Source organism: Nocardia sp. CDC159, from assembly GCF_023740735.1.
Classification (GTDB): Bacteria; Actinomycetota; Actinomycetes; order Mycobacteriales; family Mycobacteriaceae; genus Nocardia; species Nocardia pulmonis.
The window spans coordinates 388,738-413,715 of record NZ_JAMRXH010000003.1 but is presented as its reverse complement, the minus strand read 5'-3'; the positions used below and the strand labels follow the sequence as shown (position 1 = coordinate 413,715).

The window sequence follows — 24,978 nt, the reverse complement described above, 5'->3', positions numbered from 1 at the left end:
ACGGTGATTGTCCTCAGAAGGTGAAGAGCGGATCGGCGGGCAGGCGGCGGGAATCGCCGGGCACCGGAGTGGCGTAGTTGTAGTCGAACAGGCTCGACGGCTCCGGATGCGGGCTGGAATCGGCGAATTCCACCGCGGCGGCGACACTTTCGGCCACCTCGGCCTCGATGTCGGCCACCGACTGTTCGGTCAGCACCCCGGCCTCGAGTAGCCGGTCGTGCCACAGCGCGATCGGATCGTGCGCGCGGGCGGTGGCCACCGCGTCCTCGGTGCGGTACTTGGCCGGATCGACCACCGAATGGCCCTTGAGCCGGTGACTGACCGCCTCCAGCAGCGCCGGTTTCCCTTCGCGCCGTGCGGCTTCGATGAGTTCGCCGGCGACCTCGCGCACGGCCAGCACGTCGGTGCCGTCCACCCGTTCGCCGCGCATGCGGTAGGCCGCCGCGCGCTTGTACAGATCCGGTTCGGCCGAGGACTTCTCGACCGTGGTGCCCATGCCGGTCTGGTTGTTGATCACCAGGAACACCACCGGCAGCCGCCACAGCGCGGCGATATTGAGCGATTCGTGGAACGCGCCGATATTCGTGGTGCCCTCGCCCATCTGGCACACCACCACATCGTCGCCGCCGCGGTAGTCGATGGCCAGCGCCGCGCCGATGGCCAGCGGAACCTGGCCGCCGACAATGGCATAGCCGCCCAGCAGCCGGGTGGCGGTGTCGTACATGTGCATCGAGCCGCCCCAGCCCTTGGAGGTGCCGGTGGCGCGGCCGTACAGTTCGGCCATCACCCGGCCGGGCTCGATGCCCTTGGCCAGGGCGTAGCCGTGCTCGCGGTAGTTGGTGAACAGGTAGTCGGTCGGGCGCATGGCCGCGCCCAGGCCGACCACGGTGGCCTCCTCGCCGAGGTTGAGGTGGCAGTAGCCGCCGATCTTGGCCTGCTGATAGCTCTGCGCGGTGCGCTCCTCGAAGCGGCGGATGAACAGCATGTCGCGGTAGTAGCCGCGCAGCGTCTCGGAGCTCTCGCCGCCGAAGGCGTTGGCGGGCTCGGCCTTCGGGGCGGCCTTGGTGGTCTTGCGCGGTGCGGTGGTCGTTGTCACGGTGGGACTCCTCAACGCTTGCGCGGCGCGATGTGTACCGGCAGCCCGAGTCCGGCCAGGGCCGTCTCCATGCCGATCTCGCCGAGGGTGGGGTGGGCGTGAATGGTGTCGGCGAGTTCGTCCAGCGTCGCCTCGAGCGAGATCGCCAGCGCGCCCTCGGTGATCAGGTCACTGGCCGACGGGCCGATGATGTGCACGCCGAGCACCTCCTGATGGGTGCGGCCCGCGACGATTTTCACGAAACCCTCGGTCTCGCCGAAGGTCTTGGCCCGGCCCAGGGCGGCGAAGGGGAATTTGGCGGTCAGCACGTCGTGCCCCGCGGCCTTCGCCCGCTCCTCGGTCAGGCCCACGCTCGCGATCTCCGGATGGGTGAAGGTCGCCGCGGGAATGACCGTGTAGTCGATGTGCGCGTCGTGCCCGGCGATCACGTCGGCGGCGACGAGGCCCTGATGGGAGGCGACATGCGCGAGCAGGGCGCGGCCGGTGACATCGCCGATGGCGTAGACGTGTTCCGCGCCGGTGCGCAGCCGCTCGTCGACCTCGATGAATCCCCGTGCGTCCGTGGCGATTCCGGCCGCTTCCAGGCCCAGTTCGGCGGTGTTGGGACGGCGTCCGACGCCGATCAGCACGATGTCGGCGTCGATCTCGCGCGCCTTCGGCCCGTCCACGGTGACCCGCAGCGGCTCGCCCTCGGCGATGGCGGTGACGGTGCAGCCGGTCAGCACGGTGATGCCGCGCTTGGCGAACGAGCGGCCCAACGCGACGCCGATGTCCTTGTCCTCCAACGGAACCAGGCGATCCTGCAGCTCGACGACGGTCACCTCGCTGCCGAACGTGGCGAACAGGCTCGCCCATTCCGCGCCGACCGCACTGCCGCCGACCACCACGATCCGGCGCGGCACCTCGGTGAGTCCGAACGCGCCGTCGGAGGTGATCACGCCGGGCAGATCGATGCCCGGAATCGGCAGCCGGGCCGGGATCGAGCCGGTGGCGACGATGATGTCGCGGGCGCTGATCTCGCGAATCGGATCGCCCTGCGGCGCGGCGGCATAGCGCGGGCCGTCGGGGAAGATCGGTGACGGCCCGGCCGCGCACACCTGCACCGTGGTCGGTCCGGTGAAGCGGGCGTGGCCCTCGATCACCGTGACGCCATTGGCCTTCAGCAGTCCGGCCACGCCGTCGGTCAGCTCCTTGACGATGCCGTCCTTGCGCTGGCGCACGGCGGCGAAGTCGAAGCGAACGTTGTCGGCGTACACGCCGAAATCGGCTGCGGCGGTGACGGTCTGGAAGACCTCGGCGGAGCGCAGCATGGCCTTGGTGGGAATGCAGCCCCAGTTCAGGCACACCCCGCCGGGCCGCTCCTTCTCCACCAGACCCACCGACAGCCCGCGCTGGGCCGCCCGGATGGCGGCCACATAGCCGCCGGGCCCGCCGCCGACCACCAAAAGATCGAATTCCGGCACTCGTGGTGCTCCTCGTCTCGAATGCTCAAAGACCCCCGCCCCGGTTGTGGCGTGGGTCATCGCAGTCGAGTCTCGCCGCCGCGCAGTGCACAAACAATGACTCGTAAGCCCAGGAATCCGGCGGGGAAAGTGGGCGCTGCGCCCAATCGGCGCGCTATGCGGCGACGCGCATGAACCTCGTCAGGCGACCGTGCAGGCCGTCGGTGAGCGCGGTCATCTGCTCGTCGGTGAAATACGTTCTGTCGTAGGTGAGATCGAGTTCGAGGCGGCCGTTGGTGGTGGCGGCGAACAGGATCGGGGTGGGCTGGGGAACGGCGGTGCCGAAGCGCAGCGACCGCAGTTCCAGGCCGGTCGGCAGCGTCGGCGGATCCAGCAGTCCCATATTGGAGACGCTCATGGTGTCCGTCGGAAGGGTGGACGCGCCGAGTGGCTGCGGTTGGAGCAGCGAGCGCTGCGGCAGGGCCAGGTCCAGGCTCGCCGTCAACTGCGTGGCGATGCGCCGCCCCAGGTCGGTGACATCGTCGGAGGCGGTGGGCCGGATCACGGCGTAGACGGTGCCGATCGCCAGCAGTTGCGCGTCGGGTCGCAGCGGTGGCCGCAGCCGGGGGCGCAGATCGATGGGAAACGAGAGCACGATCGGACCATCCACCGTGGCCGACAGGGCCGCCGCCACGGTCCCGCTCAGCAGGGCGTGCACCGAGACGCCCGCGGCGCGGGCACGCCGGGTCACCGCGGTGGTGGCGAGACGGTCCAGGGCGAGGTGGCCGACCCCGAAGCGCTGCACGGGAATCGGGCCGCGGGCCGGTGTGGGGAGTTTGGCCCCGGAAACCAGCGCGGGCGCCACGGGGACCTGGTCGGTGCCGTACTGCTCGGCCAGGCGGTCCTCCAGGGCGGGCTCGAGGCCCGTGCCGCGGGCCGGATTCGGCGTGCGCGCCTCGGTCGCCGCGGTGTAGTAATCGAGCAGCCTGCGCAGCAGGGTCGTGACGAGTCGGCCGTCGGCCACCGCATGGTCGATCACCAGGCTCACGACGTTCTCGCCGTGGTGGTGGAACAATCCGGCCCGCGCGAGCCCGCGGTCGCGGTGCAGCGGGGTGTTGAGCTCGAGCACGAAGGGGTCCGCGTCCACGTCGACGATGCGGAGCGGTGGGCGCTCACCGGCCGTGTACTGCAGCAAATAGCCTGCATCCGACTCGACGATCCGGCTGCGCAGCAGCGGGTAGGCGGTGGTCAACAGGTCGAGAGCCTGCTGCAGTAGCGTGGGGTCGACCGTGCCGTCGATGCGGGCCTGGGCGATGACTGCGTCGACGCCGATGGTGAGCTGATTGGTCTCCCCCGGGGATAGCAGGCGCTGCTCCACCGTCTGCATGCGACACCTCCGACCAGCGGCCATGTGAAACTGCTATGTCACATACAGCTAAGAACCGTGTGGTCGGCTCGTCAATGTGAGCAAACTCGCAGCGATCCGACGCGGGCGGGCCCGGAATCGGCCCACCCGCGCTGCGGCGCTCAGGCCGCCTTCGCCAGCAGGGCGTCCAGGGCGCGATAACTCTCGTTGAGTCCGGACGCCATACCCGACTGCAGCATGCCGTCGCGCTCCTCCCGGGTGAAGAACTGGCTGTCGGTCACGACCTTCGTGCGGCCGTCGCCCAGGTCGACGAAGGTGGTGCTGTCGATGCAGACGTGAGCGGGCATACCGTCCCACTCGAACGACTGCACGATCCGCTCCTTCGGCGTGATCTCCCGGAATCGCCCCTCGAAGCCGTGGGCTTCGCCGTCGGCGTGCTCGACCAGCCGCCAGTGCCCGCCCTTGCGGAACTCCCAGCGCTCGGCTTCCAGGCGGTTGCCGCGGCCCCACCACTGCACCAGCTGCTCGAGCCGGGAGTAGGCGTCCCACACCCGGTCGAGGGCGGCGTCGAAGACGCGCTCGACATGGATCGTCTGCTCGCCGACAGGGGTGACGACGGCGTCGGTATCAGTGCTCATGATTGTGCTCCGTGTGTTCGAGAAACCTTTCCAGACGGTCCATTCGGGCTTCCACCATCTGCCGGTAGCCGCGGATCCACGCCGCCTCCCGGTCGAGCCGGTTGTCGCCGAGTCGGCAGTACCGCACCCGGCCGCGCTTCTCGGTGACCACCATCCCCGCGTCCTCCAGCAGTCGCAGGTGCTTCTTGACGCCGGTGAGCGTCATCGCGAAGCGTTCGGCCAATTCGCTGACGGTCGCGGGGCCCCGGCCGAGCCGCTCCAGGATCCCGCGGCGGGTGGGATCCGAAAGCGCCGCGAACGAGGCGTCGAGGAAGTCATGCTGAACCATCTGGTTCAGTATTGCGCGCCGGGACGGCGCGGTCAAGGTCGGAAATACGGCTATGCGGTGCGTCCGCCCGCGCCGAGCGCGGTCAGCGCCAGCGACAGCTCGACGTAGGAACGCTGGCCCTCGAGCGGGCGGCCCAGCAGGGTCGAAATGCGTTGCAGCCGATTGATCACGGTGTTGCGATGACAGTGCAGGCGTGGGGCGGCGTGGGCGGCCGAGCAGTTCTCGGCGAGCCAGGCGGCCAGGGTGTCCAGGAGGATGTCTCGTTCCCGGCCGGGCAGATTCAGGATCGGGCCGAGGGTATGGGTCAGCAGCAGGTCGGTCAGATCGGGGGAGCGGACCAGCAGCGCCTCCGGATAGCGCTCGTCCAGGGATACCAAACCCGTAGTGTCACCGGGCAGGGTCTGCAGTGCGATGAGGGCCAGCGCATGGGCCGAGTCCACCTGGGCCAGACCCGGTACCGCGGGGGAGGCCCCGGCGCGGCCGCGCACATGCGGCCGAAGGTGTTGCAGCACGGCATGATCGTCGCGACCCTCCACCGACACCAGCCCGATGGTGGTGTCGACGCGGTCGTGCCAGACCGAGCGAATCCCCAAGGCGGCCAACGCGGTTTCGGTGCCGATCTGCAGCGGCCGTCCCTCGCCCCGGGCGGCCACCACCAGATACGCCCCCTGGGTCGGCAGATTCAGTTCGCGCGCGGCCCGAGCGGCGAAGGTGGCGTCGTGGGCGCGTCCGGCGAGCAGATCCTCGATGAGGGCGTGGCGGCGGCGCTCGTCGCGGCGGACCTGTTCGAGTTCGGTGTTGCGGTAGGCGGTGACCAGTGCGGAGGACAGGCCGTCGATGACCGTCCACATCGCGGTACCGGCCTCGCGGATCTCCTGCGGCCCGACATCGTCGGCCTGATCCAGCAGCGCCTCCCATACGATGCCGCCGCCGAGGCGGAAGGTGCGCAGCATGGCCTCGAGCGGCACGCCCTGTTCGGCGCGGCGGCGGCCGATCGAGGCGGCCACCTCGTCCCGCTCCGGATCGCCGTCGTCGCCGCCGAGCAGATCGAGAATGCGGGTCAGATAGCGGCGGCAGCCGTCGCGCAGATCGGCGCGCGGCACCGAGGTGTAGTCGGTCCATTCGGGGTTGTCGGTGAAGATCGCGGAGATCAGTCGCCTGGTCAGCGCCGGAACATCGGCCCGGCACGCCGCGGCCAGCTTCCGGGTCCCGGGAGTGGAGAGGGCGGGTTGCGGCGCTGCCATGACTGTCCACCGTACCCAGTCGGGGATCAGCCCCGGCCGACCGCGGCGATCGCCTCGATCTCGATCAGCACATCGGGCCGGAACAGCCCCGCGACCTGGACCAGCGAACTGGTCGGCGGATTGGCGGTGTCGACGAATTCGTCGCGGACCTTCCGGACCACCGCCAGCGCCGAGGTGTCGACGACGTAGATCGTCAGCTTGAACACCTCGCGCCAGCTCGCCCCGCCCGCGCGCAGCGCCGCGGTCAGATTCGTCATGACCTGCCGGGTCTGTGCCTCCCAATCGTCGGGCCCAACCAGATTCCCGTCGGCGTCGAACGGCACCTGACCGGAGGTCCACACCAGGCGGCTGTCCGGCGGCACCGCCGCGACATGGCTGTACCCGTTGGTCGGCGGCAATTCGGCGGGGCTGAGCAGGTCCATGCCGCCCATCCTGCCCGGATCGTGCCGCGAAAACCATTGCGGCGGAGGATGATGGGCAGATGTTGTCACCGCTGGCCGCATTCGTCCGGGGACTGCCCAAGGCCGAATTGCATCTGCATCTGGAGGGCACGCTGGAGCCGGAGCTGAAGTTCCGGCTCGCCCGGCGCAACGGGATCGAGCTGCCGCAGCGGTCGGAGGAGGAGGTGCGCGCCACCTACCGGTTCCACGATCTGAGCTCGTTTCTGCAGGTGTACTACCCGGCGATGGCGGTGCTGCGCGAGGCGGTCGACTTCCACGATCTGGCCTATGAGTATCTGCGCCGCGTGCACACTCAGGGCGTGCGGCATGTGGAGATGTTCTTCGACCCGCAGGCGCACACCTCGCGCGGGGTGCCGTTCGCGAGCGTGGTGAGCGGATATCGATCGGCGATCGTGCGGGCCCGGCGGGAGTTCGGGATATCCGCCGAGCTGATCATGTGCTTTCTGCGCGATCTGCCCGCCGAATACGCCATGGCGACCCTGCTCGAGGCGCTGCCCTACCGGCACTGGATCATCGGCGTCGGCCTGGACTCCGATGAACGCGGCAATCCGCCGCGCAAATTCGCCGCGGTCTTCGAACGCGCCCGCCGCGAGGGCTTTCTGCTGACCATGCACTGCGATATCGACCAGCCCGACTCCCTCGAGCATATCCGCCAGGCCCTCGAGGACATCGGGGTCGACCGCCTCGACCACGGCACCAATATCGTCTCCGACGACCGGCTGGTCGAGCTGGCCCGCACCAAAGGCATTGCCCTGACCTGCTGTCCGATCTCGAATTCCGTTGTCACCGAACAGATGAAGGCCCCCGAGATCGTGACCCTGCTCGACCGCGGCCTCTTGGTCACGATCAACAGCGACGACCCGGCCTATTTCAGCGCCTATATCGCCGACAACTACACGGCCCTCGCCGAACAGGGCGAGCTCACTCGCGAGCAGCTGATCACCCTGGCGGCCAACTCCTTCCGGGCGTCCTGGATCACCCCGGCCCGCCAGGAGGCATTCCTGGGCGAGATCGACTCCTATGTGGGCCGGGCCTGATCACCGAAGTCGTTGGCCCAGTTCACGTCTGGAAGTGACGCCGAGTTTGCGGAAGATCTTGCGCAGGTGGTATTCCACGGTCGCGACACTGAGGAACAGTTCGGCGGCGATCTCCTGATTAGTCACGCCCGCACCGGCCAGATGCGCCACCTGCAGTTCGCGCGGGGTCAGATCGTAGGAGTTCTCCGGCAGCCGCGGCCGCGCCTTCTCGCCGGTGCCCGCGAGTTCGGTGCGGGCGCGCTCGGCGAACGCCGCCGCGCCCATCTGCTCGAAAAGCTCATGGGCGCCCTGTAATTCGACCCGGGCATCGCGGCGGCGGCGACGCCGCCGCAGCCATTCGCCGTAGAGCAGCCGGGTGCGGGCGAGCTCGGGGGTCACCGATGTGGATGTCAGCCGCGTCAGCGCCTCCCGGTACAGCTCCTCGGCCGTGTCGTCGTCGGCCAGTAGCGCGCGGGCACGGGCGAGAAGGCCGAGGGCCCAGGGGGTTCCGGCGGCCTCGGCGCGCTCGGCCAGACGGTGCAGCGCGCGCTCGGCGGTCGCGGTATCGCCGTTGCGCACGGCCGCCTCGATCAGATCGGGCAGCACGACACTGCCGAAATGTGGTGGGTCCTCGTCGAAGACGATCGCCGCGGTCCGCTGCGCCTCCGGGTACCGGCAGCGCCCCAAATGCAGCACCACCAGCGCGGTCCGGGCGAGCTGCACCTGCAGACCGCCCGGCCGTTCGGCCTCGGGACCGGCCTGCACCGCGACGGCGGTCAGGGTGCGTTCCTCGTCCCCGCGCCAGCCGTGCAGCAGCGCGTCGCTGCTGTCGGCGAAGCGCAGATCCGCGCCGATGGCCGCCGCGACATCCTTGAACTCCGCGAAGCGCGCCGCCGCGGCGGTGAAGCGCCCGCACAGCAATTCGTGCGTCGCCTCGCCGTGGATGGCCGCCTGCAGCATGCGCAGCGCACCGTGTCGGCGCGCGGTCGCGCCGTAGCGTCGCGCGCAAATCCCCAGTGCCTCGATATCCCACAGCTCGATCGCCAGCAGGACGCCGAGCAGGAACCAACGCGCCGCGTCACCCTCCTCGGCGCCGGCGGCGAGCATGGCGTCGAGTCCGCGCCGCATCGCCGGAACGGCCGAAACATGATCGCGGCCAACCAGTTCCGCATGCGCGTCCAGCAGCAGATCGGCGATGCTGGGCGCGCCGGGGGCGGGCGGGGTGTCCAAGGCACTCGCCGCGATCCGGCGCGCGCTCATCCCGGCGCCGATGTGGGCCACGACGATGACCGCGTCGAACGCCTCCAGCAGGGTGTCGCGGGCGGTGCGCGCATCCGTGGCGCGAAAGCTCTGGGCGGCCTCGAACAGCAGCGGAACGGCCCCGGCCCGGCCCAGCATCACATGCAGAAACCCGCGCAGCCGCCGGGCGTACGCGTCCAGCAGCGGCACGCCGACATCCGGGGTGAGCAGGTCGAGCAGCTGCTCGGCCAGATGCGGCGCGCCCGCCACGAGCGCCGCGCCCGCGGCGGCCAGTAGCCGCGCATTACGTTGCGCGCCAACGGGAGTGAGCTCGGCGGCGCGGCGCAGGAACGCGGCCTGGGCCAGGTGACCGCCGCGCTCGCGGGCGCGGATGGCCACGGTCTCCAGCTCCGCGGCCACCTCGGCATCGGGGCCGTCGAGTGCGGCCGCGCGATGCCAGGCGCGCCGGTCGGCGTCGCCGATCGGATCGACGGCCTCGGCGAGCGCGGCGTGCACCCGCCGCCGCCGGGTCGCGGCGGCCCCGTTGTAGACCGCCGAGCGGATCAGCGGATGCCGAAAGCGCGCCGCCCCCAGGGTCGTAACGATCAGATCGGCGCGCCGGGCGTGGTCCGCGGCCTGCTCGAGCGCGGCGGCGCTGTCCGGGCGCAGCGCCTCGACGACCCGTCGCACCAGGCCGTAATCGCCGCTGGCATCGGCGGCGAGCACCAACAGCACGTCCTGGGTGAACTCGTCGAGCCGTTCGACCACGCGCCGGAACCGCGCCTCCAATCGGCGATCCAGCGGCAGCGGCTCGCCGAAGCCGAAGTCGGCGGGCAGGCCCTCGCCGAGGCCGCGCGCCAGCTCCAGGATGGCCAGCGGATTGCCGTCGGTCCGGGTCAGCAGCCGCTCGGCCACCACCCGATCGATCGCGGCGGGCAGCGCGGCGTCGAACAGGGCGGCGGCGTCGGTCGCGGCCAACCCCGCCAGCGGGATCGTGGGCAGGTCCCGCAGCACGGTGTCGAGCACCTGATCCTCGCGCACGCCGAACAGCAGCACGATGCCGTCGGCGTCGAGCCTGCGGGCGACGAAGGCCAGCACCCGCAGCGATTCCCGATCCAGCCACTGGGCGTCGTCGCACACCAGCAGCAGCGCCCGCTCGGCGGCGGCATCGGCGAGCAGCGACAGCGTGGCCAGTCCCACCAGGAACAGATCCGGCGGGGCGGCGGCGGTGAGCATGCCGAACGCGGTCTCCAACGCATCGCGCTGCGGCGCGGGCAGCCGCCCGCGCTCGCCGAGAAACGGCAGCAGCAGCCCGTGCAGCCCGGCGAAGCCCAGCTCCTGCTCGGTTTCGATACCGGCGACGCGGGCGACCCGCAGCGTCGACGCGGCCGTGAGGGCGTGTTCGAGCAGCGCGGTCTTGCCGATCCCCGCCGGGCCCGCGAGCACCAGCACGCCGCTGCGGCCGGACGCGGCCCGGCGCAACAATCCGTCGAGCTCGCCGAGCTCGGCCTCGCGGCCATGCAGAACCATGGTCACAAGGTAATGGCGGCGCGATCTTGGTGCTCACCACTGGGGTGCGCCAAGGATTCGAACGCGGGCGCCACGGGCCAGGCTCGAGGGGATCCCATTTTCCGAGCTGTGAGGACAGCGATGAGCAGACCCGTATTGGAACCGGCGGCCCAGGCGTTCGTGGAAGCGACCGCGAATCCGCCCTACCTGTTCGATCTCGGCCCGATCGAGGGCCGCAAGACCGTGGACGAGGTGCAGTCGCCGCAGGTGCCGGTGCCTGGCACCGAGCGCGAGGTGGTCGCCGAACCCGATCTGACCATCTTCCGGCCGTCGGAGGTGTCCGGACCGCTGCCGGTGATTCTCTACATCCACGGCGCGGGCTGGGTTTTCGGCAACGACCACACCCACGACCGGCTGGCCCGCGAGCTCGCGGCCGGAACGGAGGCGGCCGTGGTGTTCGTGAACTACAGCCGCTCGCCCGAGGCGCGCTACCCGGTCGCGCTCGAGCAGTGCTTCGAGGCGCTGCGGTGGGTTTCGGCGCACGGCGGCGAGCACGGGCTGGATCCGCGGCGGATCGCGGTGGCGGGGGATTCGGTGGGCGGCAATCTGAGCGCCGCGCTGACACTGCTGGTCAAGGAGCGCGGTGGCGCGGCGCTGTCGGGACAGGTGCTGTTCTATCCGGTCACCGACGCGGCCTTCGACACGGCGTCCTACCGGCAGTTCGCCACCGGCTACTTCCTGCGTCGCGACGCAATGCAGTGGTTCTGGGACCAGTACACCACCGACCCCGCCGAACGGGCCCGGGTCACCGCCTCGCCGCTGCGTGCGACGACCGAACAATTGACCGGGCTGCCACCGGCATTGGTGATCACCGCGGAGGCCGATGTGCTGCGCGACGAGGGCGAGGCGTATGCGACCAAGCTGCGCACCGCCGGTGTCGCGGTGACGGCCGTGCGGTATCAGGGCATCATCCACGACTTCGTGATGCTCAATGCCCTGCGCGAGACGTACGCGGCCGAGGCCGCCATCACCCAGGCGGTCGCGTTCCTGCGGGCGGCGCTGCGGATCGGACAGTGGTGGTCGGCATGAAAATCTCCGGAAAGCGTTGGCTGGGGGCGGTATTCGGCGCGCTCACGGTGGCGGCGGTCGCGGCCGGGCCCGCGACGGCCACGCCGACGCCGACCATCGTGCTGGTGCACGGCGCCTTCGCCGATGCCACGAGCTGGGACGCGGTGGCGGCGATGTTGCGCGCCGACGGCTATCGGGTCGTGGTGCCCGACAACCCGTTACGGGGTCCCGCGATCGACGCCGCGGCGATCGAGCGGGCGCTCGACGACGTCGACGGGCCGGTCGTGCTCGTCGGTCACTCCTACGGCGGGGTGGTCATCACCAATGTCGACGACCCCCGCGTGCGGGCGCTGGTGTACGTGGCGGCATTCGCGCCCGGGCAGGGTGAGCCCGCGCAGCTCGCGCTGGATCCGATCCGGTTCCCCGGATCTCGCCTGCTGCCACCGGCTCTCGCGCTCGAGCCGTCGGCGTCCGGCCTGGAGGCCCGGGTCGCACCGGCCCACTTCCGCGACGTGTTCGCCCAGGACGTCGGCGACGCCACCGCCGCGGACATGATCGCGCACGAGCGCACCCTCGCGCTCACCGCGAATCTGGAGCCCTCCGGACCGGCCGCGTGGACCAGGCTGCCGAGCTGGTATCTGGTCGCGAGCGAGGATCGGGTCATCCCGCCCGCGTCCCAGCGGCAGATGGCCGCGCGGATGCGGGCGCACACGAGTGAGGTGTCCGCCTCGCACGCGTGCCTGGTGTCGCAGCCGCGGGTCGTCGCGACGGTCGTCGAACAGGCTGCGGCACAGGGGGAGTCCCGATGACAACCACGATCGACGCACGCACCCGCGAGCAGATCGCCGAGGCGAACGCCGGGAACCGGGTGCCCGTGGTCTTCGTGCACGGGCTGTGGCTGCTGGCGAGCAGCTGGGACCGGTGGGCCGAGTTGTTCGCCGCGGCGGGCTACGCACCGCTGACGCCGGGCTGGCCCGATGATCCGGACACCGTCGAGCAGGCCCGCAAGCGTCCGGAGGTGTTCGCGGACAAGCGGGTCGGACAGGTCGCCGACCATTTCGCCGCGGTGCTCGGTGAACTCGCGCACAAACCCGTGCTGATCGGCCATTCCTTCGGCGGCCTGCTCACCCAGATCCTCGCCGGGCGGGGGCTGGCCGCCGCCGCGGTGGCCATCGACCCGGCCCCGTTCCGAGGCGTGCTGCCGCTGCCGCTTTCGTCGCTGCGGGCCTCGGCCCCGGTGCTGCGCAATCCGGCGAATCGGCGCCGGGCGGTATCGCTCACCTTCGATCAGTTCCGCTACGCCTTCGCCAATGCGGTGAGCGAGGAGCAGGCACACCGGCTCTACGAGACCTTCGCCGTCGCCGCGCCCGGGGCGCCGCTGTTCCAGGCCGCGTTCGCCAATCTGGTTCCGAGGGGGGAAACCACGGTGGACAGCCGCACTCCGGACCGCGGGCCGCTGCTGATCATCTCCGGCGAGCGCGATCACACCATCCCGCACGCACTCGCCCACGCCGCGTACCGCAAGCAGCGGCGCAATCCCGGGGTCACCGAATTCGCCGAGATCCCCGGCCGCGGTCACGCCCTGACCATCGACGACGGCTGGCGCGAGGTCGCCGAGACCGCACTGGATTTCGTCGAACGCGTCATTCGGCGTTGAGCTCGAAGCCGACCTCGGCACCGCCCGCGGCGTGATCGGTGGCGAATACCGTTCCGCCGTGGGCGGTCACGATGTCGTGCACGATGGCCAGCCCCAAACCGGAACCGGGGGTCGCGCGGGTGCGGTCGGCCCGGTAGAAGCGGTCGAAGACCGCCTGCCGGTCGGCGGCATCGATACCGGGACCGTGATCGCGAACCCCCAGGCGGCCGCGGCGAATTCGGATTTCGACCGAGGTGTCGTCGGGGCTGTACTTCAGGGCGTTGTCGACCAGATTGTCCACACAGCGGGCCAGTGCTCGCGGACGGGCCCGCACCGGCGCCGGATCCTCGGCGGTGACGGTGATGACGCGGCCGGTCCGGCGGCGGAAACGCTGGGCACAGTCCTCGGCGAGATCGGGGAGGTGCACGGTGGTCGCCGCCTCGGCGATGTCGTGGTCGGTGGCCAGGTCGACCAGCTCGCCGACGAGGGCATCGAGCGCCTTGGCCTCCTGCACCAGGGTGGTGAGCACCCGGGACTCGTCCTCGCGGGAGAGGCGGCCGTTGGCACGGTGCAGGAGTTCGGCGCTACCGCGAATCGAGGTCAGGGGGGTGCGCAATTCGTGTCCGGCGTCCTCGACCAGGCGGTGCTGCTGGGCGCGGGAGAGCCGCAGCGCGGCCAGCATGGCATTGAAGTTGCGGGTCAGCTCGCCGATCTCGTCGCGGCCCGCCTCGGGCAGGCGCGCGGACAGCTCGCCGGTGGCGGTGATCCGCGCGGTGGTGTCGGCCAGCTCGCGGATCGGTCGCAGGATCCGGCCGATCAGCAGCCAGCTGAAGGCGGCCGCCGCCAGCACCGCGAGTGCGGTGATCCAGCCGGTGCGCCAAAGGAATTGGTGATCGATGTGGGCGACTTCGGCCTGGTTCTGCCCGACCATGACCGCGCCGCCGCCCGGCAGGGCCTTGGTGAAGACGCCGTAGTCCTTGCCGTCGAGGACGATATCGGTGTAGGCGGTGGCCTGGCCGCCGCGGGCCACGGCGCGGTCGGCGTCGGACACTGGCAGCGCGGCCCGGTCCGGCGTCAGCGGGCGCACGGAACCGTCCGGGTCCAGCAGCTGTTCGGTCATATCCGGGCGTTCGGGAACCGGCGCACCCGAATCCAGCAGCGCCACAACGGTATCGGCGCGATCGGACAGGCCGCGGTCGACATGATCGGCGACCAGCGGCGCGACGCCCTGATAGGCGGTGACGATCGCGACCACGATGGCGGCGACCACCGCGGTCACCGCCACCAGCGTGATGCGGGCGCGCAGCATCACTGCTCCCGAATGGTGTAGCCGACATTGCGCACGGTGTGGATCAGCCGCGGCGCGCCGTCCTGTTCGAGTTTGCGGCGCAGGTAGCCGATGTAGACGTCCAGCGATCGCGATTCGGTGTCGAAGTCGTAGCCCCAGATGTGTTCGTAGATGCGGCTTCTGCTGAGCACGATCCGCTCGTTGCGCATGAGCAGTTCCAGGACGTCGAATTCGGTGCGGGTCAGATCGAGACGCACCTCGCCGCGGTGCACCTCGCGCGTGGCCGGGTCCAGGGTCAGATCGGCGACGGTGAGCACCTCGACGGGATCGGGGGCGCTGCGGCGCAGCAGGGCGCGCAGGCGGGCGAGCAATTCCTCGGTGTCGAACGGTTTGGGCAGATAGTCGTCCGCCCCGGCGTCCAGGCCGGCCACCCGATCGCCCACCTGGTGCCGCGCGGTGAGCACCAGGATGGGCAATCGGTCGCCGCGGCGGCGCAGCGTCCGGCACAGCGACAGGCCGTCCATCCGCGGCATCGTCACATCCACCACCGCCAGATCGGGTCGCTGCCGCTCGAGCAGGTCGAGCGCCTCGATCCCGTCCCCGGCCAGCTGTACCCGGTAGCCCTCGAAGCGCAGCAGTTGTTCCAGGGTGCTGCGCACATTCGGGTCGTCCTCGACGACGAGCACCGACGGGCCCGGGTTCACGGCTTGCATGAGGTCATTCTGGCCGGTGGTGGACGCGGACATGATCAGGGCCGCCTCACCGGGCGACCGGCGTCACGGCGATCGGCGGAATCGCCTGTACGCAGGCGGTCGAGGCGATCGCGCCGGTGCGGACGAACTCGTTCACCAGGCCCACGACGCAGCCGCTGGGTTCCAGGTCCGGCACGTGGCCGGTATTGGGCACCGAGACGAAGGTCGAGCGGGCGAAGCGCGCGGCGGCCAGCTTGCCGTTCGCATCGGGCGTGACCGCGTCCAGATCACCGGAGAGCACCAGCACCGGGACGTTCGGCATCGGCTCGCGCATCTGGTCCGGGCGCGGGTTGGAGGCGTTGGTCCAGCGCAGGCACACATCGCCGTGATCACGCTGGGCGGCGGCGAAGCCCTCGCCGCTGAACGCGCCCAGTTCGGGGACCTGCGCCAGCGCCTGGCGGTACTGCTGTTCGCGCTGCGGCACAGTGGCTTCCGGGGACCAGAACTGCGGATAGTCGTTGCAGGTCACGGCGATGTAGGCGCCGACCTTCTCATACGGTGCGTGCGCGGTGATCTGGTTGGTGAACTCGCGCAGCGGCCCGTCGTCGCCCGCGACCGCGGCGTGCAGGGCGGCCGGCAGCATGCCCAGCGGGGTCGGCGCGGTCGGATCGATGCCGACATTGGAGGTGGCGTCCTCGAAGATGAGATTGGCCAGTTTGGACTCGGTGAGCAGCACCGGGTTGGGGCCGTCGACGGCGATGGGCTGCTCGCGCAGCCGCTGTGCGGTCGCCCGCAGATCGGCCACCGCGGTCGTCGGATCGCAGGCGCGGCTGCGTTCGCAGATGCGCCGCAGTGTCAGCGAGACCGCCTCGGCATTGGGCCGCTGCCACTTGTCGAAGGCGGCCGGATAGGCGCCGGTCAGCACGATCGACTGGACGTGATCGGGGTGGCGCTGGGCGTAGACCGGCATCAGGTAGGTGCCGTAGGAGATGCCGTACAGCACCAGCTTGTCGATGCCCAGCCGCGCGCGCACCGCGTCGAAGTCGTCGGCGGTGGCGGCGGTGGTGTAGCCCGCCGCGCGGGGGCCGAGCCGTTCGCCGCAGCGCTGCGCGGCCTGGATCTGCTGTTCGCGGGTGCCGAGCTGGAATTCGCGTTCGGTCACCTCGCAGTCGATCGGGCTCGACACCCCGGTCCCGCGCGGATCGATGAGCAGCAGATCGTGATCGTCGAGCAGCGCCGACGACAGCGCCACCGCCTCGGGGGCGTGCGAAATCATCGGCACGCCCGGCCCGCCCGGATTCGGCACGATCGTGCCCGCACTCGGCCGGTCGCCGTGTTCGCGCCGCACCAGCGCATAGCCGACCTGCACCTCGCCCAGTTCGGGCCGATCGGCCACCAGCGGGCGCGCCAGCACGCCACACTGCACGGTGCGGTCGGGCACCGTGGGGCACCAGGCGGGGGTGGGCGGCGAGTCGTTCGACCCGCCGCCGCATCCCGCGAGCACCCCGCCGACCACGGCGACCGCCAGGACCAGACTCACCGACTTACGCAGACCGCGCATCCCTCGGACCTCCTTCTTCGCTGTCTGTCGAGCGCCGATACTGCTCGGCGAATGTCAGAGCCGAGTCGGCCGAACGGCAAAACGACGTAAGAATCGAAAGAGGGGAGGGAGGTGGATCAGCGGCCGCCCGCGACGACCGGATAGTGGTCGGAGAGGTTGGTGTAGGTGTAGTCCTTACCCCAGCTGCTCACCGTCCACGGCGGGCACTGTTCCCGGATGACCGTATTGGTCCACCCCGCCGGGCGGGCATGGCCGCGGCGGAACAGCACGTAGTCCAGATCCTCCTTCGCCTCGCCCGGATAGCGGTAGGCGGCAATGGAATTGGTCTCGGTGTCGAAGGAGTAGGGGTGGCCGTTGCGGATGTCGGCGGGGTCCAGTCCCGCGTTGTCGAGCATGCTCCGATACTCCGGACCGTGCGAGTCGACATTCAGATCGCCCGCCACCAGCACCGGCTCGGCCGCCGGAATGCGCTTGCCGTCCAGGAAGGCCGCGATCTGGCGGAACTGCTTGGCCCGATCGGAGACGGCCTCGCCCGCGCGGCATCGGCTGTCGGTGGATTGGGCGTGGGTGCCGACCACGTGCACCTTGGCGCCGTTGACGTTCAGCACCACGTAGGCGAAGCCCTTGTTGGCCGTCCAGTCCACGCCGCAACCGTTTTCGAACAGGACCTGCTCCTTGCGCAGGATCGGCCACTTGCTCATGACGATCACACCGCCGTCCTCGACGGTGTTGTCGGAGTACTTGCCGCCGGTGGCGTCCCAGCCGTCCCGGCCGCGCCCGACCACCGGGGTCTGATGCGGATACGACCGGGCCGCATCGGCTTTCATCGAATCGGAGATGTCGTTGTCGAACGCCTCCTGCAGCACCACCACATCGTTGCCGCGGAAGAAGTCGGCGGCGACGATGGCCTTGGCGCGGTGCGCCTGTCCCCAGTTGGGATAGAGGTTGGTGCTCATCAGAAAGACGTTGTAGGTCAACACCTTCAGCGGCGGCGCCGCGGGTGCCGCCTGCGCGGGGTGCGGCAGGCTCAGCACCGACACCGCGGTGGCGGCGAGGGCGACGAGTATGCGCAGGAGCGTGCTCCGGCTGAGTGTCATGGGTTCTCCTTCCGTTCCGGGCCAAGGGAAATGGGGCTTGACGACGCGGAGGTGTCCGGTATGTGAGGGATTGATGTTGTCGAGGAGAACTGTGTCCATATGGGACTGTCGATCTCAGGGGCGATGTTCTCAGGACGTCGAGAGGTGTTCGAAATATCTGTGCGACAACGACTTTGATCGAAGCGGACCCTATTTCCGGGGGCTGCGTGCGATTTCGGCGACGGATACTATTGCCGTGTCGAGATAAATTGGGACACAAGACATTTCGATCGCAGATCGGCGAAGACTTTCGGGAGATGAGGGAACACACATGCGTAAGCTGATTGCCGTTCTCGGTGCGGCGGCCATGATGTCGCTCGCCACGGGTCTCGCCGGTGCGACGGAGCCCGCGGAGGCGAAGCGGGTGACTCACTGGGAGCTGTCGCACGCCGGGGCGAGCACCGGGGGAGATGTCTACTGGGGTGCGGGCACCTACGCGTACGGCCACGGCCGGTTCAGCGCGACGCGCGGCATCGACAAGCTCTGCTACTGGGGTGACAACGGCCCCATCGTCGTCGAGGAGAAATGCTTCACCGCGCGACCGGGCCGACCCGTGCCCTTCACCTTCCGAGTCGGCACCGACTGGGGCATCGATCGTGTTCACGTCGGACTGTGGACCGCTGGACAGGAACACGCGGTCGCCTGGGTCACCTGCACCCGCGAGGGTTGCGAGGTCGGGCAGCCATCAACGCGGCGGTGAAGTCGATCCACCGCATGAAATCGTTAGCGAAGTGAGGTAGGAAAAATGCGTAGTTGGGCGACGATTCTCGGCGTGGCGGCGGTGCTGGCCATGCCGCTGCTTCCCGCGGCCGCGGCCGAATCGCAGCCGGAGCCCGCCGCCGGGGAACTGGTGACCCACTGGCAGCTCTCGCACGGTGACACCCGCACCGAGGGCGACATCTACTGGGGGCCGGGACGTTCCACGCGCGCGTACGGCTGGATCACCGCGGCCGGTGACGTGCACACCGTCTGCTACAACGGAAGCAATGGTGAACTCGGGGGCGGCGGCGGTTGCACCACCGCGCGGCCTGGCCGCACCGAACATTTCGGCAAGCGCTTCGTCGTCGAGGCCGGGCAGGTGCATCGGATCGATGTCTCGATCTTCAAGGGAGCGGCCCCGACCGAGGACGGCCTGCTCGCCAGTCTGTACTGCACCCGGGAAGGCTGCGAGGTCCTGCCTCGGTAATAGTCACCGCAGGGCCAGTGCCAGAAAGAAATCCACGCGATCCTCCAGCCGCGACAGATCGCGGCCGGTGAGCTCCTCGATGCGGGCGATGCGGTAGCGCAGCGTGTTCACGTGTACGTGCAGCAGTTCGGCGCTGCGGGTCCACGAGCCCGAGGTCTCCAGGAAGGTCTCCAGGGTGTGCACGAGGTCCGCGCCGTTGTCCTGGTCGTAGCTGGTCAGCGGGTCCAGCAGGCGCAGCCGGAACATCCGGCGCACCTCGTCGGGGACGCTCGCCAGCAGCAGCATGTGCGTGGCCAGTTCGTCGTGCCCGACGACAGCGGCGGCCCGGCCGCGCCCGGCCGCCATCCGCCGGGCATAGCGGGCCTCCTCGACCGCCCCGCGCAATCCCTCGCCGTCGACGACCCCGCTGACGCCGATGGACAGCGGAGTGGCGGCGAGACTCGGTTCGAGCAGTTCCAGCGCGGCGTGGATGCGATCGAGTACCGGCGCGTCGGTGGGCACCAGGGCGATGGCCTCGCCGTCGACCACGCCCGCGGCGGGCGCGGTGCCGTGCAGGATTTCGCGCAGCAGCGCGCGTAACTCCCTGGGCCGCAGTCCGGCTCCGGCCCCGGCCGCCACCGCGACGTAGCGGGTGGCCGCGCCGAGTCCGGTCAGCTCCAACCGGGAGATGATGTCCGCCGGTTTGGCATCGGAGACGATCAGCTGGATCAGTTCCTCGGCCAGCCGTCCCTCGGCGCTCTGCCGATCGTCCTGGCGGGCCCGCTCCAGCGACACCACCGCCGCCAGTTCCCCGGTCAGCGCCCGACGCTCCTCCGGCCAGTCGGTGCAGTCGCCCTCGAAGACCAGCAACCAGTCGGCCACCCGCGAGGTGCCATGCTCGTCGACCGCGAACAGCGAATAGTGCCGCTCGTCGGAGACGATCACCCGGGGTAGTCGGCGCGCCGCCAGAAATGCGGGCACGGCCTGCTCGGGTGGTGCCTGCTCGGGTCCGTCCACCACCCGGCCGACCGAGGAGAGCACCCAGCAGCGCAGGCCGAGATCGCGTTCGAGCAGCTCGAGCACCGAACCCAGCCCGGTCCCGGCAACCAGCTGGCGATGCCGGTCCAGAATCGCGGTCAGATCGGCCGCGCGGCCGGTGGACAGCATGCGGGTGAGCCGCTCGGTGACCGTCGCGAAGGCCACGTGCTCGTGCACCCGAAACAGCGGAACCCGATAGCGGCGACAGGCCTCGATCACATCCTCCGGCGGCCCGCCGTAGCGGGCGTCGCCGGTGGCCAGCGCCGCCACCCGGGCCCGGGCGAGCGCCGAGACGAAGACGTCGGCATCGTGGGCGGAGGCGTGCCACTGCATCCCGGTGAGCACCAGTTCCCCGCCGGACAGGTATCGGCTGGGGTCGGGCAAATCCTGGGTGACCACCCAGCGCACGAACCGGTCGAGCTCCTCTTCCCCCGTGACGAGCTCCAGACCCAGATCCGTCATGGTGAGCAGGGAACGAAGACGCATGATTTCCGACGCTAACAGCCCGCGGTCCGGACTGTCTCCGACATACCGGTCACGGCGTGGATGTGGGCGAGGCCACGGCGGCGCGTAACACCGATGTCACCGGGTGGGCGTCCGGTAACACCCGCGTCACGGGCTTTGGAGATAAGTACAAACGGCCCGATGTGAACCAGCCCACAGTTCGGAGTTCCGGTCCGTGGCCCGGGCGGCGTCCCGGCGGGTGTACTCGTGGAACACGTTTTACGCCGTTGGAGGTCAAATGCAAGTCCTGCGAACCGCAGCTCGGGCGGTCGCGCAGTGAGCCGGATCGTCATCGAGAACGCGTACCTCGCGCCGGTGATCGGGGACGAAATCGACAACGGCCATCTGGTGATCGAGGGCGGCCGCATCGCCGCCCTCGGCGCGGGTCCGGCGCCGCGGATCGAGGGGGCGCGCCGCGTCGACGCCACCGGCTGCCTGGTCACCCCCGGCCTGGTGAATACCCATCACCACCTCTACCAGTGGGCCACCCAGGGCCTGTACCAGGACTCGACGCTGTTCGAATGGCTGACCGGCCTGTACCGCACCTGGGCGCGGATGGATGCCGAGGTGGTCCACGACGCGGCGGGCGCGGGGCTGGCCTGGCTCGCGCTGACCGGCTGCACCACCGCCAGCGACCATCACTATCTCTTCCCGAAGGGCCGCGGCGACCTGTTCGACGCCGAGGTGCGCGCGGCCGCGGAGGTGGGACTGCGCTTCCATCCGTGCCGCGGTTCGATGGACCGCGGGCAATCCGACGGCGGGCTGCCGCCGGACGAGGTGGTGGAGCGGACCGACGAAATCCTGGCCGCCACAATCGAAACGATCGACCGGTACCACGATCCGTCCTTCGACTCGATGCTGCGGGTCGCGGTCGCGCCGTGCTCGCCGTTCTCGGTCAGCGAGGCGCTGCTGCGGGAATCGGCCGCGCTGGCTCGCGAGCGGGGCGTGCGCCTGCACACCCATCTCGCCGAAACCCTCGACGAGGAGCGGCACTGCCGCGAGCAGATGGGTTGCGGCCCGGTCGAATACATGGAGAAGCTCGGCTGGCTGGGGGCCGACGTCTGGTTCGCGCACGCGGTGCACCTGCACGACAAGGACATTCGGCGCTTCGCCGATACCGGCACCGGTACCGCGCACTGCCCGAGCTCCAATGCCCGGCTCGGCGCGGGCATCGCGCGGGTGGTGGAGTTGCTGGCCGCGGGCGCGCCCGTCGGACTGGGCGTGGACGGCGCGGCGTCGAGCGAGCTGACCTCGCTGGCCGGTGAGATGCGCCAGGCCATGCTGTTCCAGCGCGCGGTGCACGGCCCGGCCGCGCTCACCGCCCGCCAGGCGCTGGCGATGGGCACGCTGGGCGGCGCCCGGAACCTGGGTCGCCACAACGAGATCGGCAGTCTCGAGGTCGGCAAGCTGGCCGATATCGCGGTCTGGCGGGTCGACGGCTTCCGCGCCGCGGTGGCGGATCCGGTGTGCGCCCTGGTGTTCGGCCCCACCCCACCGCTGGCACTGCTGCTGGTGGGCGGCCGCACCGTGGTGGAGAACGACGAATTGCGCACGGCCGCCCAGGATCGGCTGGGCCGCGCCGGTGCGCGCGCCCGGACCAGGCTGCTGGGCGAGGAGGTGTCGCGATGACGGTGACGCGCTCGGCCCGGTCCCCGACGACGACCGCCACGCCGGTATCCGCGGCGATCGCCGACGTGTTCGATGAGGGGCTCGTCGAAGAGTCCCGCGCATACCACCACCGACCCGAGTGAGAGTCACCCACGCTCTGCTCGCACCGGGAACCCGCGGCCTCACCAGGGCCGCGGCCCGTCCCGGAGAAGATGTTTCAAGGCTGTTGATCAACGGGGGGTCCCTCGCTTCGCTCGGGAAATGAGAAGGCGCTCGAGAAATGTGAAGGCGCTCGGGAAGTGCGAAGGCGCCCGGGAAATGTGAAGGCGCTCGGGGAATGAGAAGGCGCTCGGGGAATGAGAAGGCGCTCGGGGAATGAGAAGGCGCTCGGGGAATGAGAAGGCGCTCGGTGGCTTTCGCCTCCGAGAGTAGTCTCCTTCGTTTCCCGGGGTGGTTGCTCTGGTCTCCGGGTGGTTGCTCTGGTTCTCCGGGGCGGTCGTTCTCGTTCTCCGGGGTGGTCGTTCTCGTTCTCCGAGGTGGTCGCTCTCATTTTCCCGGGGCGGTCGTTCTCATTTTCCCGAGCGAAGCGAGGGACTCCCACAACCGCAATACCGAACCCCAGGTCCGTTGACGGCACGGACCGCAGGTCGGGTATGCCCAAGGGAGGGCACACCGATGACCCAAGTAGAGACCCGTACCACCCCCGCGACCGGTAGGTCCGCCCTCGACCGGATCTTCCGGATCGGTGAACGCCGCAGCACCGTATCGCGCGAAATCCGCGGTGGTATCACCACTTTCGTCGCGATGGCCTATGTCATCCTGCTCGTGCCGCTCATTCTGGGCGGCGCCACGGATGTCGACGGTACGCGGCTGAGCATTCCGCAACTGACCACGGCCACGGCGTTCGCCGCGGGCCTGTCCACGATTCTGATGGGGCTGGTCGGCAATGTGCCGCTGGCGCTGGCCGCCGGACTGGGCGTGGTGCCGGTCGTGGCGTATCAGGCCGCGCCGCATATGACCTGGGGTCAGACCATGGGCCTGGTCGTGCTGATGGGCGTGATCATCGTGATCATGGCCGCCAGCGGGTTGCGGACGATGATCATCAATGCCATTCCGCTGGCGCTGAAGAATGCGATCGGCGTCGGAATCGGCATGTTCATCGCGATGATCGGGTTGGTGTCCTCGGGTGTGGTCGGCCACGGCTCACCGACCGGGCCGCCGGTCGGGCTCGGTCCCGACGGACAGCTCGAGGGCTGGCCGGTGGTCGTCTTCGCCTTCGGCCTGCTGCTGATGCTGGCGCTGTACATCCGCAAGACGCCCGGTGCGATCCTGATCAGCATCGCGGCGGCGACCGTGCTCGCGATCGTCATCAATGCCGTCGCCACCATCAGCCCGAAGGCCTGGGGCACGGTGGTGCCAAAGATGCCCGAGAAGCTCTTCGCCGCACCGGATTTCGGCCTCATGCTGGATATCGACCCGATCGGTGGCTTCGCCCGGGCCGGGGCGCTGACCGCCGGCGTCGTGCTGTTCACGCTGGTGCTGACCGGCTTCTTCGATGCCATGGGAACGGTTTTCGGGGTCTGTGACGAGGCCGGGCTGCTCGACAAGAAGGGCAGTATGCCGGGCCTGGGCCGGGTGCTGACCATGGACGGCATCGCGCAGGTCATCGGCGGAGCCAGCGGCGGGGCGGGGTCCACGGTGTACGTCGAATCGGCCACGGGCGTCGGCGAGGGCGCCCGCACCGGCCTGACCAGCGTGGTGACCGGCGGATTGTTCTGCCTGGCAATATTCTTCACACCGATCGCGGGCGTGGTGCCGATCCAGGCGGCGGCTCCGGCGCTGGTGCTGGTGGGCGCGCTGATGATGACCCAGGCTCGCAAGATCGACTGGAACGATCTCGAGGTGGCGGTCCCCGCCTTCCTCACCATCGTGGCCATGCCGTTCACCTACTCGATCACCAATGGTGTTGGCGCGGGCCTGATCTCGTACACGGTGATCAAGGCGGCGCGCGGGAAGTTCCGCGAGATCCACTGGCTGGTGTGGGTGGTGAGCGCGGTATTCGCCTGCTACTTCGGCATTTCCGCCATCGAGCTGCTGTTCGCGGGCTGACCGCAGGCGTGCGGCGGTCCGGCCGCCAGCGCGGGACCCCGTCGGGGGCGCCGGGGCAGCAGGGCGGTGATGCGGCCCAGCTGCTCGGTGCACACCGCGGGTTCGATGGCGGCGACGCGGAGGAGGTGCGGTTGCGCCGCAACCTCTTCCGCGGAGCCGGTGATCGGCCCGCCGAGCGGATGCGATCATGGTTCGATGACGTCCGTCTCATGCCCGCGGTGCGGCAGCGCGGATTTCGTCCAGGACATTCCCGCTGTCGGAAGCTATTCCACGCCACCGGAACCCGGGTCCGATTGGCGGGCCGTTCCCTACGGCACGCTGCTGGCCACCGCGACCCGGTTGCCCGGGCCACCCGAACCCCCGGACGCGCCGCGGGTGCTTCGTCAGGACCGGGTAAGCAAGCCCGTGACCATGCGACACCTCGTGGACCGGGGGCTCGGTGGCGGAATCGTCGTGCTGGCCTTGCTGGTGGTGATCGTCTACGGGCTGGACCGACCGCCGGACGAGCCCACTCCGGACTGGATTCAGGGATCGCTGATCCTGCTGCTGTTGCTGGCAGTACCACCGACGGTGCTTTTCGTCCGGCAGCGTCGGCGCGCCCGGGCCGCGGCGCGGTACTCAGCGGCGATATCGGCCTATCGGCAGGCCGTCGACGCCGCGGCCGAGGCGTGGCGATGTGCCTACTACTGCCATTGGTGTGCGCGCTGTTTCTGGCTCGAGTCCGTTGCGGCCGAGACCGTCGTCTCGACGACGGAGTTCCGCGACCTCGTCGCGAAATCCGGCGGATACGACGGCTTATCGCACGTGTACCGCGACGTGCCACACTGACGCCGG

At 69.9% G+C, this 24,978-nt stretch carries 23 protein-coding genes; 10 read left to right on the top strand and 13 right to left on the bottom strand.

Annotated features, from left to right (window positions below):
* Positions 1–13: 13 nt before the first annotated feature.
* The 7 genes from pdhA to NDR87_RS08840 all read right to left on the bottom strand — a co-directional run bounded on the left by pdhA (position 14) and on the right by NDR87_RS08840 (position 6,536).
* Positions 14–1,096 carry a pyruvate dehydrogenase (acetyl-transferring) E1 component subunit alpha gene (pdhA, locus tag NDR87_RS08870; RefSeq protein WP_251910646.1) on the bottom strand — a complete coding sequence of 361 codons (1,083 nt, stop codon included), beginning with the start codon at positions 1,094–1,096 and terminating at the stop codon, positions 14–16.
* An 11-nt stretch (positions 1,097–1,107) separates the two neighbouring features.
* Positions 1,108–2,559: a dihydrolipoyl dehydrogenase gene (gene lpdA, locus NDR87_RS08865; protein ID WP_251910645.1), complete on the bottom strand. Its 1,452-nt coding sequence runs from the start codon at positions 2,557–2,559 to the stop codon at positions 1,108–1,110.
* Positions 2,560–2,713: 154 nt separating this feature from the next.
* Positions 2,714–3,925, bottom strand: coding sequence for a hypothetical protein (locus tag NDR87_RS08860; RefSeq protein ID WP_251910644.1), 1,212 nt, complete (start codon positions 3,923–3,925; stop codon positions 2,714–2,716).
* A gap of 140 nt (positions 3,926–4,065) precedes the next feature.
* Positions 4,066–4,542 carry an SRPBCC domain-containing protein gene (locus tag NDR87_RS08855; RefSeq protein WP_251910643.1) on the bottom strand — a complete coding sequence of 159 codons (477 nt, stop codon included), beginning with the start codon at positions 4,540–4,542 and terminating at the stop codon, positions 4,066–4,068.
* Entirely contained in the window at positions 4,532–4,870 is a 339-nt protein-coding gene (locus NDR87_RS08850) for a helix-turn-helix transcriptional regulator (RefSeq protein ID WP_251910642.1), read from the bottom strand. The genes NDR87_RS08855 and NDR87_RS08850 overlap by 11 nt, the downstream gene beginning before the upstream one ends.
* A 50-nt stretch (positions 4,871–4,920) precedes the next feature.
* Positions 4,921–6,114, bottom strand: coding sequence for a CdaR family transcriptional regulator (locus tag NDR87_RS08845; RefSeq protein WP_251910641.1), 1,194 nt, complete (start codon positions 6,112–6,114; stop codon positions 4,921–4,923).
* 26 nt (positions 6,115–6,140) lie between these two features.
* A complete protein-coding gene (locus tag NDR87_RS08840; protein WP_251910640.1) occupies positions 6,141–6,536 on the bottom strand; it encodes a RidA family protein in 396 nt (131 codons plus the stop codon).
* A 59-nt stretch (positions 6,537–6,595) separates the two neighbouring features.
* On the opposite strand from NDR87_RS08840, the gene add reads away from it, so the two are divergent.
* Complete coding sequence (gene add, locus NDR87_RS08835) at positions 6,596–7,612, top strand: adenosine deaminase (RefSeq protein ID WP_251910639.1); 1,017 nt, start codon at positions 6,596–6,598, stop codon at positions 7,610–7,612.
* Here add and NDR87_RS08830 read toward each other — a convergent pair whose 3' ends face one another.
* Positions 7,613–10,360, bottom strand: coding sequence for an AAA family ATPase (locus NDR87_RS08830; RefSeq protein ID WP_251910638.1), 2,748 nt, complete (start codon positions 10,358–10,360; stop codon positions 7,613–7,615).
* Between the two features lie 120 nt (positions 10,361–10,480).
* Here NDR87_RS08830 and NDR87_RS08825 point away from each other — a divergent pair, with 120 nt between their 5' ends.
* From NDR87_RS08825 to NDR87_RS08815, 3 genes are read left to right on the top strand one after another with little or no spacing between them, the layout of a single operon-like run.
* Positions 10,481–11,428 carry an alpha/beta hydrolase gene (locus NDR87_RS08825; RefSeq protein ID WP_251910637.1) on the top strand — a complete coding sequence of 316 codons (948 nt, stop codon included), beginning with the start codon at positions 10,481–10,483 and terminating at the stop codon, positions 11,426–11,428.
* On the top strand, positions 11,425–12,216 hold the full coding sequence (locus NDR87_RS08820; RefSeq protein WP_251910636.1) for an alpha/beta fold hydrolase: 792 nt from the start codon (positions 11,425–11,427) through the stop codon (positions 12,214–12,216). Before NDR87_RS08825 ends, NDR87_RS08820 begins: the two co-directional genes overlap by 4 nt.
* Positions 12,213–13,064, top strand: coding sequence for an alpha/beta hydrolase (locus NDR87_RS08815; protein WP_251910635.1), 852 nt, complete (start codon positions 12,213–12,215; stop codon positions 13,062–13,064). The genes NDR87_RS08820 and NDR87_RS08815 overlap by 4 nt, the downstream gene beginning before the upstream one ends.
* Here the strand turns inward: NDR87_RS08815 and NDR87_RS08810 are convergent.
* The 4 genes from NDR87_RS08810 to sph all read right to left on the bottom strand — a co-directional run bounded on the left by NDR87_RS08810 (position 13,051) and on the right by sph (position 17,681).
* Positions 13,051–14,352, bottom strand: coding sequence for a HAMP domain-containing sensor histidine kinase (locus NDR87_RS08810; RefSeq protein WP_251910634.1), 1,302 nt, complete (start codon positions 14,350–14,352; stop codon positions 13,051–13,053). The genes NDR87_RS08815 and NDR87_RS08810 overlap by 14 nt on opposite strands.
* On the bottom strand, positions 14,352–15,044 hold the full coding sequence (locus tag NDR87_RS08805; RefSeq protein ID WP_251910633.1) for a response regulator transcription factor: 693 nt from the start codon (positions 15,042–15,044) through the stop codon (positions 14,352–14,354). Before NDR87_RS08805 ends, NDR87_RS08810 begins: the two co-directional genes overlap by 1 nt.
* Before the next feature lie 46 nt (positions 15,045–15,090).
* The gene (locus NDR87_RS08800) at positions 15,091–16,584 is read right to left on the bottom strand and encodes an alpha/beta fold hydrolase (protein ID WP_251910632.1); all 1,494 of its coding nucleotides are present in this window, start codon (positions 16,582–16,584) and stop codon (positions 15,091–15,093) included.
* Between the two features lie 116 nt (positions 16,585–16,700).
* Positions 16,701–17,681, bottom strand: a complete 981-nt coding sequence (sph, locus tag NDR87_RS08795; protein ID WP_251910631.1) for a sphingomyelin phosphodiesterase — start codon at positions 17,679–17,681, stop codon at positions 16,701–16,703.
* A gap of 310 nt (positions 17,682–17,991) precedes the next feature.
* Between sph and NDR87_RS08790 the strand changes: the two genes are divergently transcribed.
* Together NDR87_RS08790 and NDR87_RS08785 are read left to right on the top strand one after the other, a co-directional pair.
* The gene (locus NDR87_RS08790; protein WP_251910630.1) at positions 17,992–18,420 is read left to right on the top strand and encodes a hypothetical protein; all 429 of its coding nucleotides are present in this window, start codon (positions 17,992–17,994) and stop codon (positions 18,418–18,420) included.
* Positions 18,421–18,465: 45 nt separating this feature from the next.
* Positions 18,466–18,906, top strand: a complete 441-nt coding sequence (locus tag NDR87_RS08785; RefSeq protein ID WP_251910629.1) for a hypothetical protein — start codon at positions 18,466–18,468, stop codon at positions 18,904–18,906.
* A gap of 3 nt (positions 18,907–18,909) precedes the next feature.
* Here the strand turns inward: NDR87_RS08785 and NDR87_RS08780 are convergent, their stop codons facing one another.
* Complete coding sequence (locus NDR87_RS08780) at positions 18,910–20,409, bottom strand: PucR family transcriptional regulator (protein WP_251910628.1); 1,500 nt, start codon at positions 20,407–20,409, stop codon at positions 18,910–18,912.
* 294 nt (positions 20,410–20,703) lie between these two features.
* On the opposite strand from NDR87_RS08780, the gene NDR87_RS08775 reads away from it, so the two are divergent.
* From NDR87_RS08775 to NDR87_RS08765, 4 genes are all read left to right on the top strand, one after another.
* A complete protein-coding gene (locus NDR87_RS08775; protein WP_251910627.1) occupies positions 20,704–22,056 on the top strand; it encodes an 8-oxoguanine deaminase in 1,353 nt (450 codons plus the stop codon).
* Positions 22,053–22,178: a hypothetical protein gene (locus NDR87_RS37225; RefSeq protein WP_286013240.1), complete on the top strand. Its 126-nt coding sequence runs from the start codon at positions 22,053–22,055 to the stop codon at positions 22,176–22,178. Before NDR87_RS08775 ends, NDR87_RS37225 begins: the two co-directional genes overlap by 4 nt.
* 532 nt (positions 22,179–22,710) lie before the next feature.
* Positions 22,711–24,144: an NCS2 family permease gene (locus tag NDR87_RS08770; RefSeq protein WP_251910626.1), complete on the top strand. Its 1,434-nt coding sequence runs from the start codon at positions 22,711–22,713 to the stop codon at positions 24,142–24,144.
* A 195-nt stretch (positions 24,145–24,339) separates the two neighbouring features.
* Positions 24,340–24,972: a hypothetical protein gene (locus NDR87_RS08765; protein ID WP_251910625.1), complete on the top strand. Its 633-nt coding sequence runs from the start codon at positions 24,340–24,342 to the stop codon at positions 24,970–24,972.
* Positions 24,973–24,978: the final 6 nt, after the last annotated feature.

Coding starts and splice junctions, on each gene's coding strand:
- NDR87_RS08860 (WP_251910644.1), bottom strand. CDS start 3,925: ATGCAGACGGTGGAGCAGCGCCTGCTATCCCCGGGGGAGACCAATCAG.
- NDR87_RS08855 (WP_251910643.1), bottom strand. CDS start 4,542: ATGAGCACTGATACCGACGCCGTCGTCACCCCTGTCGGCGAGCAGACG.
- NDR87_RS08850 (WP_251910642.1), bottom strand. CDS start 4,870: ATGGTTCAGCATGACTTCCTCGACGCCTCGTTCGCGGCGCTTTCGGAT.
- NDR87_RS08845 (WP_251910641.1), bottom strand. CDS start 6,114: ATGGCAGCGCCGCAACCCGCCCTCTCCACTCCCGGGACCCGGAAGCTG.
- NDR87_RS08840 (WP_251910640.1), bottom strand. CDS start 6,536: ATGGACCTGCTCAGCCCCGCCGAATTGCCGCCGACCAACGGGTACAGC.
- add (WP_251910639.1), top strand. CDS start 6,596: ATGTTGTCACCGCTGGCCGCATTCGTCCGGGGACTGCCCAAGGCCGAA.
- NDR87_RS08830 (WP_251910638.1), bottom strand. CDS start 10,360: ATGGTTCTGCATGGCCGCGAGGCCGAGCTCGGCGAGCTCGACGGATTG.
- NDR87_RS08825 (WP_251910637.1), top strand. CDS start 10,481: ATGAGCAGACCCGTATTGGAACCGGCGGCCCAGGCGTTCGTGGAAGCG.
- NDR87_RS08820 (WP_251910636.1), top strand. CDS start 11,425: ATGAAAATCTCCGGAAAGCGTTGGCTGGGGGCGGTATTCGGCGCGCTC.
- NDR87_RS08815 (WP_251910635.1), top strand. CDS start 12,213: ATGACAACCACGATCGACGCACGCACCCGCGAGCAGATCGCCGAGGCG.
- NDR87_RS08810 (WP_251910634.1), bottom strand. CDS start 14,352: ATGCTGCGCGCCCGCATCACGCTGGTGGCGGTGACCGCGGTGGTCGCC.
- NDR87_RS08805 (WP_251910633.1), bottom strand. CDS start 15,044: ATGCAAGCCGTGAACCCGGGCCCGTCGGTGCTCGTCGTCGAGGACGAC.
- NDR87_RS08800 (WP_251910632.1), bottom strand. CDS start 16,584: ATGCGCGGTCTGCGTAAGTCGGTGAGTCTGGTCCTGGCGGTCGCCGTG.
- sph (WP_251910631.1), bottom strand. CDS start 17,681: ATGACACTCAGCCGGAGCACGCTCCTGCGCATACTCGTCGCCCTCGCC.
- NDR87_RS08790 (WP_251910630.1), top strand. CDS start 17,992: ATGCGTAAGCTGATTGCCGTTCTCGGTGCGGCGGCCATGATGTCGCTC.
- NDR87_RS08785 (WP_251910629.1), top strand. CDS start 18,466: ATGCGTAGTTGGGCGACGATTCTCGGCGTGGCGGCGGTGCTGGCCATG.
- NDR87_RS08780 (WP_251910628.1), bottom strand. CDS start 20,409: ATGCGTCTTCGTTCCCTGCTCACCATGACGGATCTGGGTCTGGAGCTC.
- NDR87_RS37225 (WP_286013240.1), top strand. CDS start 22,053: ATGACGGTGACGCGCTCGGCCCGGTCCCCGACGACGACCGCCACGCCG.
- NDR87_RS08770 (WP_251910626.1), top strand. CDS start 22,711: ATGACCCAAGTAGAGACCCGTACCACCCCCGCGACCGGTAGGTCCGCC.
- NDR87_RS08765 (WP_251910625.1), top strand. CDS start 24,340: ATGACGTCCGTCTCATGCCCGCGGTGCGGCAGCGCGGATTTCGTCCAG.